At 67.3% G+C, this 17,220-nt stretch carries 13 protein-coding genes and 1 pseudogene; 10 read left to right on the forward strand and 4 right to left on the reverse strand.

Annotated features, from left to right (window positions below; translation table 11 throughout):
- Positions 1-293 precede the first annotated feature (293 nt).
- The 3 genes from VZC37_RS01910 to VZC37_RS01920 all read left to right on the forward strand — a co-directional run bounded on the left by VZC37_RS01910 (position 294) and on the right by VZC37_RS01920 (position 3,761).
- Positions 294-1,310: a beta-ketoacyl-ACP synthase III gene (locus VZC37_RS01910; RefSeq protein ID WP_330430727.1), complete on the forward strand. Its 1,017-nt coding sequence runs from the start codon at positions 294-296 to the stop codon at positions 1,308-1,310.
- Positions 1,311-1,450: 140 nt separating this feature from the next.
- Complete coding sequence (locus VZC37_RS01915) at positions 1,451-3,064, forward strand: peptide chain release factor 3 (protein WP_330430728.1); 1,614 nt, start codon at positions 1,451-1,453, stop codon at positions 3,062-3,064.
- A 7-nt stretch (positions 3,065-3,071) separates the two neighbouring features.
- Positions 3,072-3,761: a hypothetical protein gene (locus VZC37_RS01920; protein WP_330430729.1), complete on the forward strand. Its 690-nt coding sequence runs from the start codon at positions 3,072-3,074 to the stop codon at positions 3,759-3,761.
- Positions 3,762-3,772: 11 nt separating this feature from the next.
- Here VZC37_RS01920 and VZC37_RS01925 read toward each other — a convergent pair whose 3' ends face one another.
- A complete protein-coding gene (locus VZC37_RS01925; protein ID WP_330430730.1) occupies positions 3,773-4,777 on the reverse strand; it encodes an enoyl-CoA hydratase/isomerase family protein in 1,005 nt (334 codons plus the stop codon).
- A 190-nt stretch (positions 4,778-4,967) separates the two neighbouring features.
- On the opposite strand from VZC37_RS01925, the gene VZC37_RS01930 reads away from it, so the two are divergent.
- Positions 4,968-6,536, forward strand: a complete 1,569-nt coding sequence (locus VZC37_RS01930; RefSeq protein ID WP_330430731.1) for an ABC-F family ATP-binding cassette domain-containing protein — start codon at positions 4,968-4,970, stop codon at positions 6,534-6,536.
- A 24-nt stretch (positions 6,537-6,560) separates the two neighbouring features.
- On the opposite strand, the gene VZC37_RS01935 is transcribed toward VZC37_RS01930, so the two are convergent.
- Entirely contained in the window at positions 6,561-8,147 is a 1,587-nt protein-coding gene (locus VZC37_RS01935; RefSeq protein WP_330430732.1) for an HNH endonuclease signature motif containing protein, read from the reverse strand.
- A gap of 250 nt (positions 8,148-8,397) precedes the next feature.
- On the opposite strand from VZC37_RS01935, the gene VZC37_RS01940 reads away from it, so the two are divergent.
- The 5 genes and pseudogenes from VZC37_RS01940 to VZC37_RS01960 all read left to right on the forward strand — a co-directional run bounded on the left by VZC37_RS01940 (position 8,398) and on the right by VZC37_RS01960 (position 13,521).
- Positions 8,398-9,165 carry an alpha/beta fold hydrolase gene (locus VZC37_RS01940; RefSeq protein ID WP_330430733.1) on the forward strand — a complete coding sequence of 256 codons (768 nt, stop codon included), beginning with the start codon at positions 8,398-8,400 and terminating at the stop codon, positions 9,163-9,165.
- 89 nt (positions 9,166-9,254) lie between these two features.
- Positions 9,255-10,079: pseudogene (locus tag VZC37_RS01945) on the forward strand (transposase); the annotation flags it as partial.
- A gap of 50 nt (positions 10,080-10,129) precedes the next feature.
- Entirely contained in the window at positions 10,130-11,518 is a 1,389-nt protein-coding gene (locus tag VZC37_RS01950; protein WP_330430734.1) for an IS256 family transposase, read from the forward strand.
- Positions 11,519-11,609: 91 nt separating this feature from the next.
- A complete protein-coding gene (locus tag VZC37_RS01955; RefSeq protein ID WP_330430735.1) occupies positions 11,610-12,362 on the forward strand; it encodes a transposase in 753 nt (250 codons plus the stop codon).
- A gap of 244 nt (positions 12,363-12,606) precedes the next feature.
- Positions 12,607-13,521: an SGNH/GDSL hydrolase family protein gene (locus VZC37_RS01960; protein ID WP_431309301.1), complete on the forward strand. Its 915-nt coding sequence runs from the start codon at positions 12,607-12,609 to the stop codon at positions 13,519-13,521.
- Positions 13,522-13,539: 18 nt separating this feature from the next.
- Here the strand turns inward: VZC37_RS01960 and VZC37_RS01965 are convergent, their stop codons facing one another.
- Positions 13,540-15,354 carry an ABC-F family ATP-binding cassette domain-containing protein gene (locus VZC37_RS01965; protein WP_330430737.1) on the reverse strand — a complete coding sequence of 605 codons (1,815 nt, stop codon included), beginning with the start codon at positions 15,352-15,354 and terminating at the stop codon, positions 13,540-13,542.
- A 117-nt stretch (positions 15,355-15,471) separates the two neighbouring features.
- Here VZC37_RS01965 and VZC37_RS01970 point away from each other — a divergent pair, with 117 nt between their 5' ends.
- Entirely contained in the window at positions 15,472-16,212 is a 741-nt protein-coding gene (locus tag VZC37_RS01970) for a glycoside hydrolase family 25 protein (protein WP_431309302.1), read from the forward strand.
- 23 nt (positions 16,213-16,235) lie between these two features.
- Here the strand turns inward: VZC37_RS01970 and VZC37_RS01975 are convergent, their stop codons facing one another.
- Positions 16,236-17,171 (reverse strand): 4-(cytidine 5'-diphospho)-2-C-methyl-D-erythritol kinase, encoded by a 936-nt coding sequence (locus VZC37_RS01975; RefSeq protein ID WP_330430738.1) that lies wholly within the window; start codon positions 17,169-17,171, stop codon positions 16,236-16,238.
- Positions 17,172-17,220: the final 49 nt, after the last annotated feature.

Here is a 17,220-nt window from a genome sequence, read left to right on the forward strand (position 1 = left end):
TCTCGATCCCGGTTCAGGTGTGCGGACACACCTGTGGTCACTACGGTTATCGGTGGTCGGCGCCGAAATCCGACGACGCCACCCCGTATTCGATCTGATTGCAGTATTCGATCTGATTGCCCACTCAGAATCCATCGAATAGCGGTCAACTGCTGTCCTTGTTCACACCGGCGCGGCGGGCGGGGATGGTCGGGGCGATGCCCGTCCGGTCATCCGATCGTGCGGGGCCTACTTCCGAGTACGGCAGGGATGTGAGACCGTCTATGGCGGGTCGCATAGTGAAAGGGACACGCATGGCTGTCATCGCGGACACCGCCGGGATCAACAACATCGGCATGCTCGGTATCGGCGCCTATCGACCCGAACGGGTCGTCACCAACGACGAGATCTGCGAGCACATCGACTCGTCGGACGAGTGGATCTATACGCGAACGGGCATCAAGACCCGTCGGTTCGCCCGCCGCGACGAGGACGTCACCGAGATGGCCGTCCACGCGGGACGTACCGCGATCGCCAACGCGTTGCTGTCCGGCTCCGACATCGATGCGGTCATCCTCGCCACCAACACCCACCTGCTGTTGACGCCGGCCGGGGCCACGAAGGTCGCGACCGAACTGGGCGCGAACGGGGTCCCGGCCTTCGACGTGACCGTCGGTTGCGCCGGCTTCGGCTATGGCATGGCGTTGGCCTCGGACATGGTTCGCGGTGGCAGCGCCACCCACGTGCTGGTCATCGGCGCGGAGCAGCTCTCGGTTACCCTCGACATGACCGATCGCAGCAACTGCTTCATCTTCGGCGACGGTGCCGGAGCCGTGGTGGTCGGCCCGACGGAGGATCAGCAGCTCGGACCGGTCATCTGGGGTAGCGACGGCTCGCAGTTCGACGCTATTCGCCAGGACATCGACTGGGTGACCTTCCTCGACGGTGACCGCGTCCAGCGGCCGTACGTGCGGCTGCAGGGCACTGCGGTGTTCCGCTGGGCCGCCTTCGAGATGGGCAAGGTCGCGCAGCGTGCCCTCGAGGCAGCCAAGATCGGTTCCGAAGACGTCGACGTCTTCGTCCCGCACCAGGCGAACACCCGCATCAACGATCTGCTCGCGAAGACCCTGCACCTGCGCGAAGGCGTCCCCGTCGCCAACGACATCGAGCACACCGGCAATACGTCGGCGGCGTCGATCCCCCTCGCCATGGAGGAGCTGCTCTCCACGGGTGCCGCCAAGCCGGGTGACACCGCGCTGCTTCTCGGCTACGGCGCCGGCCTGAGCTATGCCGCGCAGGTCGTCAAGATGCCTCCGGTTCCGTTCGAGTAGGTGCCGCTCCCCCTCGTCGCGCCCCCACCGATCCTTCGCGCGCGCAGCCTCAAGCGCGCGGACCGGTTGGGCGCGCGAGAACCGCCGGTCACTGCCACTCGATTTTGCCCGGTGATCAGCACGGACGGTAGCCTCGTCGGGTGAGTTCTGACGCTGCCACCGTGTCCCGCGAGGTGAAGCGGCGACGCACCTTCGCCATCATCAGTCATCCCGACGCCGGTAAGTCGACGATGACCGAGGCGTTGGCGCTGCACGCCCGCATGATCAGTGAGGCAGGCGCCATCCACGGCAAGGCCGGCCGCAAGTCGACGGTCTCGGACTGGATGGAGATGGAGAAGGCGCGCGGCATCTCCGTCAGTTCGACGGCACTGCAGTTCAACTATGCCGCCGAGGTCGCCGACACCGACGTTCCGAACGTGATCAACCTGGTCGACACCCCCGGTCACGCCGACTTCTCCGAGGACACCTACCGAGTCCTGACCGCCGTCGACGCTGCCGTGATGCTGATCGACGCCGCCAAGGGCCTCGAGCCGCAGACCCTCAAGCTGTTCCAGGTCTGCCGCCATCGCGGCATCCCGATCATCACGGTGATCAACAAGTGGGACCGGCCGGGTCAGACACCACTGGAACTCATCGACGAGATCACCGAACGCATCGGCCTCATCCCCACGCCGCTGTATTTCCCCGTCGGCATCGCCGGCGATTTCCGCGGTCTGCTGGATCGGCGGACCGGCCAATACATCCGTTTCACGCGTACCGCAGGCGGAGCGAAGGTCGCGCCGGAGGAGATCCTCGACGCCGCCGCCGCCGAGTCCCGCGAGGGCGACGAGTGGACCGCCGCACTCGAGGAGAGTGAACTCCTCGGTGAGATGGGACAGGATCACGATCAGGAGATGTTCCTCGCGGGTCAGACCTCCCCGATGATCTTCGCGTCCGCGATGCTGAATTTCGGTGTGCGCCAACTACTCGAGACACTCGTCGAACTCGCACCGGCACCCGCCGGACGCGACGACGTCGACGGTGCGGTTCGCGAGGTCACCGATCCGTTCAGCGCGGTCGTGTTCAAGGTCCAGGCCGGCATGGACACCAGTCATCGAGATCGTCTGGCCTACATGCGGATCGTGTCGGGCGAGTTCGAACGCGGCATGGTCGTGACGCATGCGCAGACCGGAAAGCCGTTCGCCACCAAGTACGCCCAGGCGGTGTTCGGCCGGGACCGTTCGACGGTCGACCTCGCCTATCCGGGCGACGTGGTCGGTCTGGTCAACGCGATGGCGTTGGCGCCCGGCGACACCTTGTTCATCGATTCGAAGGTGCAGTTCCCGCCCATTCCGTCCTTTGCCCCCGAACACTTCTCGGCGATCAGGGTCAACACCGCCGACAAGTACAAGCAGTTCCGCAAGGCCATGGACCAACTCGACAGTGAGGGTGTCGTCCAGGTCCTGCGCAACGAGCTGCGGGGCGACGCATCGCCGGTCCTGGCCGCAGTCGGTCCGATGCAGTTCGAGGTCGTCACCGCCCGGATGAAATCCGAGTTCAACGTCGACACCACCATCGAACCGCTCGGCTACTCGTTGGCCCGCCGCACCGACGCCGACAGCGCCGTCGAGCTCGGCCGGCAACGCGGCGTCGAGGTGTTCACCCGCACCGACGGCGCGATGCTGGCGCTGTTCAGCGACAAGTGGCGTCTGCAGTTCGTCCAGAAGGAACACCCCGACCTGACGCTCGAACCCCTTGTCGCCACCGCGGACTGACGCATCGATGGGACGCACCGCACGATGGGTGGCTGCGGGCACCGCCGCGCTGGCGACGTCGGTTCTGCTGGCCGGCTGCGGATCGGACAGCACCGACCCGCCCGCGTCGTCGGCCATGGCCTCCACCGAACAGCCACAGGCCGCGCGCATCGACGGGGAGCAATGCACCCGTACGCCGGCCGACGGCCGGATCGACCGGGCCGGCCACGGACTCGAATTCCGTTCCGGCAGCATGTATGCCGCCATCACACCAACCGACGGCGAAGACCCGGCCTGCTATCGATTCACCCGCTGGGGCAATCCGAATCCGGCGGTCCCACCGGACAGTCTGCTGTTCGTGTTCACCGGGCCCGGCACCGACGGCGCCCAGATCGAGTTCCTGGTGGGCGATCTCACCGGCGGCGTGCTGCCCCCGATCGGCGGCGTCCGCCCGAGGGTGGGTCCGCTCGAGCGCCCGATCAACTCGACCGTCGGTGTCTCGGTCGGCGGAGTCCATCACCGCTCGACGGCATGTCCGCTCGAGATCTCGGCCATGTCCTCCGACGGCGCCGCGGCGAGCTTCACCTGCCAAGCGGCCACCCGGAGCGACGCCGACCCGTTCGCCCCCGACGACGACGTCGCCTACGACATCGACGGGGACACAGCCGCTCCCGGAGAGGAAGTCACGATCTCGGGGTGGTTCGAACTCAGCCCGTGATGTGTCGTCGGTCAGCCGAGACCGACGATCCGCGCGACCAGCTCGGGATCGACCTCGTCGATGGACGGCGGATCGAACCGCGGGTCGCGGTCCTTGTCGACGAGCACGGCGCGTACGCCTTCGATGAAGTCGGGTGTCGTCGTGATCTGTTCGGCCGCATGGAGTTCTCGTTCCAGGCATTCGTCGAGCATCGAACGCGCGCCTTCGGTGAGCATCGCGGCGGCCACGACGAGACTGGTCGGTGAGGCAGCGTCGATCCGCGTCACCATCTGCTCGGCCCACTCGTCACCGACGGCACCGCGCAGCCCGCCGACGATGCCCGGCACGTTGTCGTCGGCGAAGTACTCCTTGATGTGCTGCAGCGGCAGCGTACATGCGGGACGGTCGGGTCCACCGCCGAGGACCTCGATGAGCGGGGCACCCAGGCGGATCTGCTCGGCCACCGCACCGATGTGGGCGGATTCGACGAAATGTGTTGCCAGCCCGACGTCGACGGCGTCGGCACCGTGGACCCGCGCGCCGGTCAGGCCCATCCACATCCCGACCCCGTCGGGCAGTCGCGGCAGGAAGTAGGTCGACCCGACGTCGGGAACGAACCCGATCGCGGTCTCCGGCATGGCGATCACGGCTCGCTCGCTGACCACGCGGATCTCGCCGTGCACACTGATACCCAGGCCGCCGCCCATCGCGGCGCCGTCGATGATGCTGACGTAGGGCTTCGGATAGTCGGCCACCAGCTGGTCGAGGCGATACTCGCCGGCGAAGTAGCGACTGATCGCCGCATGATCCCCGGCGAGCGCGTGCTCGCGGATCGCCCGGATGTCACCGCCGGCACAGAAGGCCCGCTCGCTCGACGACGTCACCAGCACGGTGTCGATCGCGTCGTCGTCACCCCATTCGGTGAGGACGCGATACATGTCGTCGATCATTCCCAGATCGAGGGCGTTGAGCGCGGCCGGCCGGTCGAGGACTATCTCGCCCACTCCGTTGCCGACCGAGGTGACGATGTTGGACATGGACGCCACGTTAGCCGTTCGGTGATGTGCGAAACCTGTTGGCGGGATCCACCGACACCGCGTTATGGTGGATCTGTCGAGAGATTTCCGATCATCGAGGAGTGATCACCGGTCATGCACAACTGAGGTAGGCAACCCCGCCCGCGTCGTCAGGACGCCGAGGCGTCCGTCCACCACCTCAGGAGCATCAATGTCCGTATCCTCTGCGCAGCCGTCCCCCGCCATCACCCTGTCCGACGTCTCGTTCGGCTGGCCGGACGGCACCGTCGTCTTCGATGGTCTCTCCGTGACGATTCCCGATGCCGTGTACTCACTCGTCGGCGCCAACGGCGCCGGCAAGACCACCCTTCTGCGGCTCGTCGCCGGACTGCTCGTGCCGCGGCAGGGCAGCGTGTCCGTCCGAGGGGAGGTCGGCTACGTGACACAGCAGCCACATGACGAACCCGAGCACACCATCGCCGATGTCCTCGGGATGTCTGAAGTCCGGGAAGCGTTGCGCCGCATCGAGAAAGGTTCCGTGGAGCCGGACGACTTCACGATCGTCGGTGACGATTGGGACCTCGAGGAGCGCGTTACCGGCCAACTGTCCGCCCTCGGTCTGCCGGTCGATCTCGATCGCCGGGTCGGCTCGCTCTCCGGGGGCGAGGCGACACTGCTCGCCATCGTCGCGGCAACGGCACGCCGACCCTCGGTGTTGCTCCTCGACGAACCGACGAACAACCTCGACGCCGCCTCCCGGACCCGACTCTTCGAGTTGATCGACCGGTTCCCGGGCACGGTCGTGGTGGTCAGCCACGATCTGGAGATGCTGGAGCGGGTCGACGCCACCCTCGAGCTGTACCGCGGTGAGCTCCGCGTGTTCGGTGGCCCCTACTCGCACTATCGCGAGATGGTCGACGCCGAACAGGAAGCCGCCGAGTCCGCGGTCGCCAACGCCTCGGGAGATCTGCGCAAACAGCGTCGCAAGATGGTCGAGGCGCAGATCAAGCTCGACCGCCGCAAGCGCACCGCGGCCACCGCCGAACGTGAGAAGCGCGTCCCGAAGATCGTCGCGCACCTGCGTCGTGATGCGGCGCAGGTGTCGGCGGGCAAGCTGCGCAACTCCCACCGCGACGACGTCACCGCCGCCGCGGCACGGCTGGACTCGGCGCGCGAACACATCCGAGACGACCGGACCGCACGGATCGCCATGCCGCACGTCGAATTGAGTACGCGCGCGCAGGTCATCGTCGACGACGAGCTCACCGTCGACGGACCGGAGCGCGTTGCCCTCGTCGGGCGCAATGGCGCCGGTAAGACGACCCGGATCGCGGAACTCGTCGCCGACGGTCGCATCGTGGTCCCGTTCGCTTATGTGCCCCAACAGATCACGTTTGATGATCCGCGCCAGTCGATCGCCGGCGCCATCGGCGACGCGCACCCCGATCTCTCCCCCCAGCAGATACGGGCGCACCTGGCCAGGTTCCTGTTCCGCGGTTCGCGCGCCGACCGTCCGCTCGCGGACCTGTCCGGCGGGGAACGGCTGCGTGTCGCCCTGGCATCGAGCCTGGTCGCCGACCCGGCGCCGAAACTGCTCATCCTCGACGAACCCACCAACAACCTCGACATCGACACCACGGAGGAACTCATGGATGCGCTGCGCCAGTGGACCGGCGCGTTGCTGGTGGTGTCCCACGACCACGGATTCCTCGACGCGGTCGACGTCGAGCGGACCATCGAGATCGGAGCGGACCCGGTCGGCGAGCGCGACGGAAGCTGATGAACCGAACCGCCGACCAGCCGGTCAGAAGGGTGGTGGGTTCTGCTCGTTCCAGCGTTCCATCGCTCGTTTGTCGGCACGTTTGACTGCCGCGCCGCGTTGGGCTCGGATGGTGTCGATTCGTTGTCGCGCGGGGTCGTCGGGTGGTCGGGTGGCGCGGGTCAGCGATTCGAACAGGTCACGACCGGTGAACGCATTGCCCAGGTAGGTGTGGCCGGTGGGTGATTGGAAGAACACCTCCCCGAGGGGATCCTGGTAGTCACGCCACCCGGCGGCGAATGTCTTGATCCGATGATGAAAACGGCAGAGTGGCTTGAGGTTGCGTGGATCGGTCGGGCCGCCGTCGGCGTGCGGGACGGAGTGATCCACGTCGGCGTGGAAGGCTCGGTTGTTGCAGCCGGGGAAGCTGCAACACAGTTCGCCGGAGCGGATGAGGTCGGCGACCTTTCTGCTCGGCGCGTAGCGATCGACCTGCGCGGTGTTCGCGGTGTCGGCGTTCACATAGCAGCGTTTCGCCTCGGCGACGAGTGCCCGCGCGGTATCGGCATCGATCACGCCCTGCCCGTCGAGGAACGCCGGGTCGTCGTCGTGGCCCAGCAGGGTGCTCAGGTTCACCACGATGTGGAACGTCGGGCGAGGTGTCCCCTGATCGGACGTCGCGGTGGTGTCGATTTCGGCGGCGTCAGGTTCGGTCGAATCGGATTCGGCAGCATCGGATTCTGCGGTATCGGTTTCGGCCGCATCGGATTCGGTGTCGTTGTTGTCGGCGCAGCAGGCCTCACACTCACAGGTGAGGGTGGTGGCGCCGTTGGCCAGGGCGACCAACGCATCGGCGCGGCGTTGTGCCGCCGAGCGGGGGTCGCCGGGGTGGACTGCGGCGGCCATGGAGTTGAGGCGGGCATCGACGGCGGCGGCTTGATCGGCCGGGAGAGCGCCACCGATGCGTGCCTGGCCGGGGGTGTGGCGGTCGGGGCGGACGCTGATGTTGCGGTCGTTATCGACCAGTTCGCGACGCCGCCGGTTCGCCGCCGGATCGTTCTGGGCGATCAGTTTGTCGATCATCGCCAGGAAACGGGTCATCGACATCGGTTCACGGGTCTCGATCGCCTCGGCCATGAGTTTGTCGAGCAGATCCAGGTTCTCGGGTGTGCACAGACTGGTGCGCTTGACGACGGCGAGGAATCGGGGCAGATCGATACGGCCGGCACCCAGGGTCGCGCCGGTGAACGGCAACTGATGGCGCAGCACACTGCCGGCCTCGATGAACTCCCGCGCCCGCGACGGTGGGATGGTCAGGGCCGCACCGACTTCGGCGACCGCCTGCTCGAGCCCGTTCGGCCCGTACTGGGCTCGCGGGTCTTCGCCGGCGGCGGCGCGCACCGCGAGGCGTTCCAGATCGGCCAGCGAGGTGGATTCCTCCCCGAGCGCCGCGGCCAGCCTGACCAGGTGGTCTTGTTCGCGTTCCTCGTGGATCAGGCTGGCCGCCTGTAGCATTCGGTAATCGGCTGCCGCGCGCACCGCATTGCTGTGATGCAAGACCTCGACCAGTTCGGTGGCCGAGTGCTGCTCATCCTCACCCATCTGGGCCAGAGGCTGCGCGGTCGATTGCATGACACCAAGGTATCGGCACCCACCGACAAGTTCGGTCGCGCAGGATGTCCGCTCGTTCGACCTGTGGACAACCTGAGGCGGCTACCGCGACACCTCGTCGTCACGCCCACGTCGCCGAAGCGACACGACATCAGAATCGGAAGCTGCGAGACTGCTTTGAGCCAGCGGACCGGTTACTGACACAGAGCGGACGAGAATGCAGAACCCTGACGACCTAGGCCGCCGACCGCTAAGCGCGCATCAACGGCCCGTGAGCACTGCGCGGGAAACCGTCGATATCGGTGATGACCTGGCCGCCGCCATCCCCGTCGTCCTCGTCCACGGACTCCGCGTCAGTGGCGCAGCCCTGCATCGCATCGCCGGCGGGATCACGGACAGGCCGGTGAGCACCCCGGACCTCCCCGGACACGGAACCCGCGCAGCCGAGAAGTTCGGGATCGACGACGCGGTGAAGACCGTTCTCGCGGCCATCGACGAGCTCGGCAGGCCCGCGGTGGTTGCCGGGATGTCCCTCGGCGGGTACGTGGCGATGGCCACGGCAGGGCGCCACCCGGAGGCGGTGGCCGGGCTGGTCGCGATGTGTGCGACAGCCCAGCCGAGTCGGCTCTACGCCGCCCCGTTCCAGGCGTTCGGCGCCGCCACCAGCGTCCTTCCCCGCCAGGCGGCCGCGATCAGCAAGGGGCTCACCCGGCTCGCGGTCGGCGGTCGCGTCGCGCGCGATATGGAGGCCGGGGGTCTGGCGCTGCACTCCATCCGCGACGTCGTCGCCGAGCTCGCGGACTTCGATGCCCTCGCCGAGGTCGCGCGCTACCCCGGCCCGATCGCCTTCCTCAACGGCGGGTGGGATCAGTTCCGCGTCCACGAGCAGCGGTTCGTCGCCGTGTCACCACGCGCCGAAGTCCACGTCATCCCGCGGGCCAGCCACCTGTTCCCGCTGATCCAGCCGGCCGAGACCGCGTCGATGATCACCGACTTCGCGCGCCGGTGTGACGAACTGTGGGTGGACCGCCCTTCGTGACGCTCGGCTAGGAGACTGCTGAATAATCGGCGTCGGTTTTGGGCGTGTGGTGGGCGGGTTGTGGCTGTTGGGCTGGGATCCTGGTGGGTATGCAGGGTGAGTTTGATCGCCAGGGTGAGTTTTTGGATGTGAACTCGGTGGTGGGTCATTTGCTGGCCGAAGGCAGCGTGTTCGCGTTTCTGGCCGCCCATCGTGAGCAGTTGTTTCCCGCGGAGATGTTCGCGGATCTGTTCCCGAGTGGGAGGGGTCGTCCGTCGATCCCGCCAGCAACGATGGCTTCGGTGATCGTGCTGCAAACGTTGCAGGGTTTGTCAGACCGGGAGGCCGCTGATGCGGTCACTTTCGATCTGCGGTGGAAGGCTGCGTGTGGGTTCGTGTTGGGTGACAAAGGTTTTCATCCGTCCACGTTGACCTACTGGCGGCGGCGGCTGGCCAACAGCGAGCGTCCACACCGCATTTTCGAGGTGGTGCGTGAGGTCATCACCGCGACCGGGGTGCTCGCCGGCAAGAATCGTCGGGCCCTGGACTCGACGGTCCTCGATGATGCGGTGGCCCGCCAGGACACCGTCACCCAGCTGATCGCGGCGATGCGGCGGGTGGCCCGCGAGGTCGATGGCGCCGCCGCGGTCGTGGCACAGCGTGCGACCCGGCTGGCGGCGGTGACGGGCGCCGGTTATGACCAGCCGGGTAAGCCGCGGATCGCCTGGGATGATGAACAGGCACGAGATCAGCTGGTCAGCGCGTTGGTCAGCGACGCGTTGGCCGTGCTCGACGGCCTTGATCGCGAGACGATCGAGACTGCCGGCACCGAGGCCGACAAGCAGGCGGTGGCGTTGTTGGCGTTGGTCGCCGGCCAGGACGTGGAACCGGCCGAGGGCTCCGATGGCACCGACGGTCGCTGGCGCATCGCGGAGGTGTCAGATGTTCTGTGTAAGTCCGGTGCTCGGTAGTGAGAGGAAGATCTATGAGCATGGCGACAGACAGCGACAATCAGCACGACGAGGAGCAGCTGCCGGAGTTGGCTGAGCCTCGCTCGACCGCGGAGGTGGCTGAGGCGTTGGAGGCCTCGGGCATGATCGACGGGCTGCTGGCCCAGATCGACTCTGGTCAGATCCAGATCACCGGTGAAGGTGGCCTGATCCCGGGGCTGATCAAAGTCGCTCTCGAGCGCGGCTTGAGGGCCGAGCTGACCGATCACCTCGGCTACGAGAAGGGCGATCCGGCCGGCCGGGAGCTACCGAACGCCCGCAACGGGACGACGCCGAAAACGGTGGCGTCGGAGGCCGGGCCGGTCACGTTGAACATCCCCCGCGACCGTGACGGCTCGTTCACCCCGCGGCTGGTGCCGCGCGGCTCGCGGCGGCTCGGCGGGCTCGATGACATCATCATCTCGCTGTATGCCGGCGGGATGACGTTGCGCGATATCCAGCATCATCTGGCGTCCACGCTGGGCACCGAGCTGTCGCATGAGACGATCTCCAAGATCTGCGACGAGGTCCTCGACGCGGTCGATGAATGGCAGAACCGGCCACTGGAACCGCTGTATCCGGTGATGTTCCTCGACGCGCTGGTGGTCAAGGCCAAAGACGGCGCTCACGTGCGAAACAAGCACGCCCACATAGCAATCGGCGTCGACATGAACGGCGTCAAGCATGTGTTGGGAATCTGGATTCAGGCCGAGGAAGGCGCGAAGTTCTGGGCCGGGGTGTGCGCGAATCTGGCCAACCGCGGCGTCAAAGACGTGCTGATCGTGTGCTGCGACGGGCTGACCGGATTCCCCGAAGCGATCGAAGCGACCTGGCCCAAAGCCACCGTGCAAACCTGTGTGGTGCACCTGATCCGCAACGCGATGCGGTTCGTGAACTACAAAGACCGCAAAGAGGTGGCCCGCGCGCTCAAACCGATCTACACCGCGCCGAACGCCGAGGTCGCCCGCCGCGAATGGGAAGCCTTCCGCGACTCCGAACTCGGCGCCAAGTATCCCAGCGCGACCCAGGCGTTCGACCGTGCCTGGGACCGGTTCATCCCGTTCCTGGAGTTCCCGCCGGAACTACGCAAGGTCATCTACACCACCAACTCGATCGAGTCACTGAACTATCAGCTCCGCAAGATCATCAAGAACCGCGGCCACTTCCCGAACGATGCCGCGGTCCGCAAACTGCTCTGGTTGGCGATCTGCGACATCGAGGACAAACGAGCCATCGCACGGGAGAAACAACGCGGCAAACGCGGCACCGTCAAACCGCAAGCTCCGGGACGACTCGTCGAGGGCCAAGTCGTCACCAACTGGAAACAGGCCCTCGGCCAGCTCGCGCTGGCCTACCCCGAACGCATCGAACCCCACCTGAACTGACCCACAGCAACCGACAGAAAATCAAGGAGCGACGTTCTTACACAGACATCTTGACAAGCTCCGCATCGCCGAGCGCACCGTCACCGATCGGATGATCTCCACGGTCGACCCTGAGGCCCGCCACGCCCATAAGACCCAGTCACGCCGCCAGGACGGGTTCAAAGCTCATGTGGTGGTCGAACCCGACACCGGGCTGATCACGGCGACGGAATTGACCAAGGCCTGCGGCCCGGCCAATTCCGATGCGGCGGTCGGGGCGCGGTTGTTACCGACCGATCCCACCGCGCCGACCCAGGGCGGGCAGGTCCTCGGCGATTCGGCGTATGCCACCGGAGCGATGTTGGCGAGCTTGGCCGACACGACCTGGGAGGTGGCGCTCAAACCCTGGCCGTATCGTCCGGCAATCCCGGGCGGGTTCGTCATCGATGACTTCTCCTACGACCCCGCCACGCACACGCTGACCTGCCCCGCCGGGGTGACCCGGCCGGTCACCGCCAGCCATCGCGCCGCCTTCCGGCAGGCCTGCACGGGGTGTCCGCTCCGGGCCCGGTGCACCACCTCGGCCAAGGGCCGCTCCGTCAACCTCGGTGAACACCACCGGCTCCACCGCGACCACCGAAAGCAGTTCACCGACACCATGATTCAGCAATCATATCGGCAGAATCGGCCCATGGTGGAACGCTCGATCGCTTGGCTGACCCGCGGTAGCCGCCGCACCCCGTTCCGAGGAGTCACCGCGAACAACAACTGGCTGCACCACCGTGTCGCCGCGATCAACCTGCGCCGCCTGATCACCCTGGGACTGAGCACCACCAACAACACCTGGACCCTGGCCACCACCTGACCCCGCCCGGGGCAGGCGCCCCAATGGCACCCGCCCGCGATTCAGCCGACCCAGCATTCGGCGACAGCGCCAGCCGCACAGAGACCACTTCTTCAGCAGCCTCCTAGCGCCTCGCTCCTCAGGGACCGGTGGTGACGTCGGCGCCTCGCTCCTCAGGGACCGGTGGTGACGTTGCGACTCCCGTCACATGCGAGTCGGGTTGTCCCCTAGAATCCCAGGGGACATCCAGGGGGTTTCGCCACATATGGGTTCTTCTCGACGGGTTCGGGTCGGAGTGCCGCGCGTCCGACGCGGCATCATCGCGACGTTGTCCACGGTTCTGACGGTGGTGACGCTGGCCGCGACAGTCTCGTCTGCGCACGCTGCGCCGGAACCGACACCGGTCCGCTACACCGGCGGACCCTATGTCGCGATGGGCGACTCCCGCGCATCCGGCGGCTTCTTCACCCCGACGCCCGACTACTTCCTCGGGTGCAAACGCTCGGCGTTCAACTACCCCACCGTCCTCGCGGTGATGACACTGCCGCGGCACTTCGTGGACACGTCGTGCGCGGGCGCCCAGGCCCCGCACCTCTACCGGACCGCACAGCGGACGAACGCCGGCGTCAAGCCCCCGCAACTACACCTCGTACCCCGCGACGCCCAGGTCATCACGGTCAGCATCGGCGGAAACGACATGCGCTGGGGTGCCATCCTGTCCCGGTGCAACACCGCTCCGCTGAACGATCGTCGGTGCCGGCACAATCCGCAGCTGGAGCAAGAGGTCCGCTGGCGCATCGCCCGCATGGAGAACCGGGTGACACCCGCCCTGCGCGCGATCCGGAAGAAGGCGCCGCGCGCCCAGATCATCGTCGTGGGGATCGGCGGATTCATGGGCAATCATGGTTGCTGGCCGATGGTGCCGGTCAGTGATCCCGATGTCCGGTGGATGAACCGGGTGTTCGATCGGGCCGGTGACGCCCTGCGCCGGGCGACGACCAAGGTCGACGGAACCTTCGTCGACGCCAACCGGCGGTCGGCCGGCCACGACCCGTGCAATCTGATCAATCCGTGGTACGAGAGTTCGTTGTCGAACGGCAGTATCGCGTACCCGTATCACATCAATCAGGCCGGAGCGATCGCGATCGCGTCGATGGTCAACGCCGCCATCCGCCGCTGATCCGCCGCGCCACGTCGGTCATTCGACCTTCTCGGCCGCCTCCAGCCATGCCGCCTCGGCGGTTTCCTTGTCCGCGACGACCTGACGCAGTTCGGTGTTCAGCACGACGAGCTGATCCGGGTCGGTGGCGGCCTCGGCCAGTTCGACGTGCAGTCGCTCTTCTCGCGCGGCCAATTGGTCGATCTGACGCTCGAGGCGATTCATCGCCTTGCGCGCCTCGCGGTGTTCGGCGGCGCTGACCGTCGGCGCCGGCGTCGCGGATGTGGGCGCCGCCGCCGCGGACTGTCCGACGGCGCTGCCGGTCTTCTGCCGCGAGCCGGCGATGTCGCGGCGACGCTGCAGGTACTGCTCGATCCCGCCCGGCAGATTGGTGAGTCGGCCGTCCCCGAACAACGCCCAGGTGCTGTCGCAGATCCGCTCGATCAGGTAGCGGTCGTGACTGATCACGACCAGGGTCCCAGCCCAGCTGTCGAGTAGATCTTCCACCTGCTGCAGCGTGTCGATGTCGAGGTCGTTGGTCGGCTCGTCGAGCAGCAGCACGTTGGGTTCGGACATCAGGACGCAGGTCATCTGCAGGCGGCGACGTTCGCCGCCGGACAGGTCGGCAATCGGTGTGCGCTGCCGGGCGGGGCTGAACCCCAGGCGTTCGGCGAGCTGCGAGGCCGAGAGTTCCTTGTCCCCCACCATGATCCGGGTTGCCACCGCTTCGACGGCGTCGAGGACACGTTGGTTCTCGTCGAGGTCGTCGAGTTCCTGACGCAGCCACCCGATCTGCACAGTGGTGCCCTCGATGCGGCGGCCCGGTGAGACGTCGACCTCTCCGGCGAGCGCACGCAACAGAGTCGTCTTGCCCGATCCGTTGACGCCGACCAGACCGATCCGTTCACCGGGGGCGAGACGCCACGTGAGGTCGTCGAGCAGCACGTCGGATGCCGGCGTGGCGATGCGGGCGTCCTCGAGTTCGACGGCGACACGGCCGAGACGGCGTTTGGCGAAAGCGGACAGGGTCACCGTGTCCCGCGGCGGCGGTACGTCGGCGATCAGGCGTTCGGCAGCCTCGATGCGGTAACGCGGCTTGGATGTGCGGGCGGGCGGGCCGCGCCGTAGCCACGCGAGTTCCTTGCGGGCGAGGTTGCGTCGGCGTTCCTCGGCGGCATCGGCGAGGCGGGACCGTTCCGCACGCGCGAAGATCCAGTCGTTGTAGCCGCCTTCGTAGTCGTCGACGACACCGGAATGCACCTCCCAGGTCCGGGTGGCCACGGTGTCGAGGAACCATCGGTCGTGCGTGACCACCACGAGGGCGCTGCGGCGCGACACCAGATGCTCGGCCAGCCACTGCACGCCTTCGACGTCGAGGTGATTGGTCGGTTCGTCGAGGAGCAGCAGGTCGGCGTCGGAGACCAGGGCCGCGGCCAATCCGACCCGGCGGCGCTGACCACCGGACAGCTCGTCGACGCGCGCGTCGAGCAGTTCGTCGACACCGATGCCGGTGAGGATGCCCCGAATCCGCGGATCGCCCGCCCATTCGTGGACGGCGACATCAGGACCGCCCACGACAACCTCGGCGACGGTCGCGCCGGCGGGTAGTTCACCGCGCTGGGTGACGGTGGCGACGCGGATGCCGCCGGCGTGCGACACCCGGCCGCTGTCCGGTTCGGTGATCCCGCCGAGGATCTCCAGCAGTGTCGTCTTGCCGCCACCGTTGAGGCCGACCACACCGATCCGCTGGGATTCGTGAACACCGAGCGACACCTCGTCGAGCAGGGGCTTGACGCCGTAGCTCTTGCTGATGCGGTCCGCGTTGATCAGCGCGACCGGGTTCGGGGGTGCCACTCGGAGAACCCTAGCAACGGACCTCGGCGTGACCGCGAACACCGCGGTGGACACGGTCGGCGGGGCGAGTGTCGCCGAAGGTCTGCGCGGCGCGCATCAGACGCCTAGCGTGGAGCCGTGATCGTCCGGCGAATGATCATCACGGTGGCCGCCACGGCCGTCGTCGGGCTCGGCGGTGCGATGGTGTCGATCCCCGAGTCGGCTGCGGCGCCCCAGGTGGGCCCCGATGTGTCGAGTTGGCAGCATCCGAACGGCGCGAGCATCAACTGGTTCGCGGTGCGCGCCTCGGGGCAGCAGATGGCGATGGTGAAGGCGACCGAATCCACCTGGTACATCAATCCGTACTTCATCTCCGACAGCCTGGCGATGCGCGCGGCGGGCCTCATCCGCGGTACCTACCACTACGCCGACCCCAGCCGGTCGGCCACCGAGCAGGCGCTGTTCTACGCGGCGATCGTGCTGGGGCAGAACGGAATCCTCGACCTGCCGCCGGTCCTCGATCTCGAACATTCCGGCGGGCTCGGGCCCCGCGCGCTTGCCGCGTGGGTCCGCGAGTTCTTTGCGGTGCTCGAACCGCTCACCGGCCGAAAGACGATCCTGTACACCTACCCGAACTTCTGGAACACCGCGATGGGCGGCACGCGCGAGTTCGCCGACCATCCGTTGTGGATCGCGGATTACCGGGGTCGCGCGGCGCCCCAGATGCCCCGGGGCGGTTGGCGCACCTGGACGTTTTGGCAGTTCACCGATTCCGGACGGCTACCCGGTGTGCCGGCCCGGGTCGATCTCAACCGCTACAACGGGTCCATCGCATCACTGCGCGCCTACGGCAACGCCATCAACGTGTTCGGTAGCTGACCGGTCCTGATCGCCGGCCAGGGTCAGTCGTGCAGCACCCGGGCGCCCGGGACCGGACCGCTGGCGGTCCGCACGGCACGAGCCACCCCGACCCCCGACAGTTCCGCCGCGACGTTGACCGCCGATGTCTCGTCCGCGCACAGGAACGCACAGGTGGGCCCCGACCCGGAGACGATTCCGTTGAGGGCACCCGCGTCGACGCCCGCACGCAACGTCCGCCGCAGTGCGGGCTGCAGGCTCAGGGCCGCCGGTTGAAGGTCGTTGTGCAGCAACGGCGCCACGACCCGGGGGTCACCCGACGTCAGCGCTGCCATCAGTTCGTCGGGACGCGGGGTGGTGATGTCGGAGTCGGGGCGACTCTCCCGAAGGCGATCCAGTTCGCCGTACACCGCGGGTGTCGACAGACCGGATCGCGCGATCGCGAGCACCCAGTGGAACTCGCCTCGCGCGAGGATGGGCATCAACCGCTCACCCCGGCCGGTACCCAGGGCGGTGCCGCCGTGCAGCGCGAACGGGACATCGCTCCCGAGCGCCGCAGCCATCTCGGTCAGATCATCGCGGTCGATGTCGAGCCCCCACAGTGCGGCCGCCCCGACGAGTGCACCGGCGGCATCCGCACTGCCGCCTGCCATGCCACCCGCCACCGGGATCCGCTTGTCGATGTCGATCGCGACCCGTGCTGCCCGGTCCGCTCGTCGCGCCACCTCGTTGACCGCACGAGCGGCGAGATTGCTGGCGTCGGCGGGCACATCGCCGGCTCCCTCGCCCCGAGTCGTCACGCGCAGCTCGTTCGCGGGGCTCAGCCGGATGTCGTCGCACAGTGACAATGCCTGGAACACGGTCACCAGATCGTGGAAGCCGTCGTCGCGGAGCGGACCCACACCGAGGTGCAGATTGACCTTCGCCGGCACCCGCACGGTGACCGAATCGGACACCACCGACAACGACGCTCGAGACACAGGAGTCCAGCGTAATCGAGTCGGTATGGATGCTGCCGACGACGTCGGC

The organism is Gordonia sesuvii (genome assembly GCF_036350415.1).
GTDB classification, from domain to species: Bacteria; Actinomycetota; Actinomycetes; order Mycobacteriales; family Mycobacteriaceae; genus Gordonia; species Gordonia sesuvii.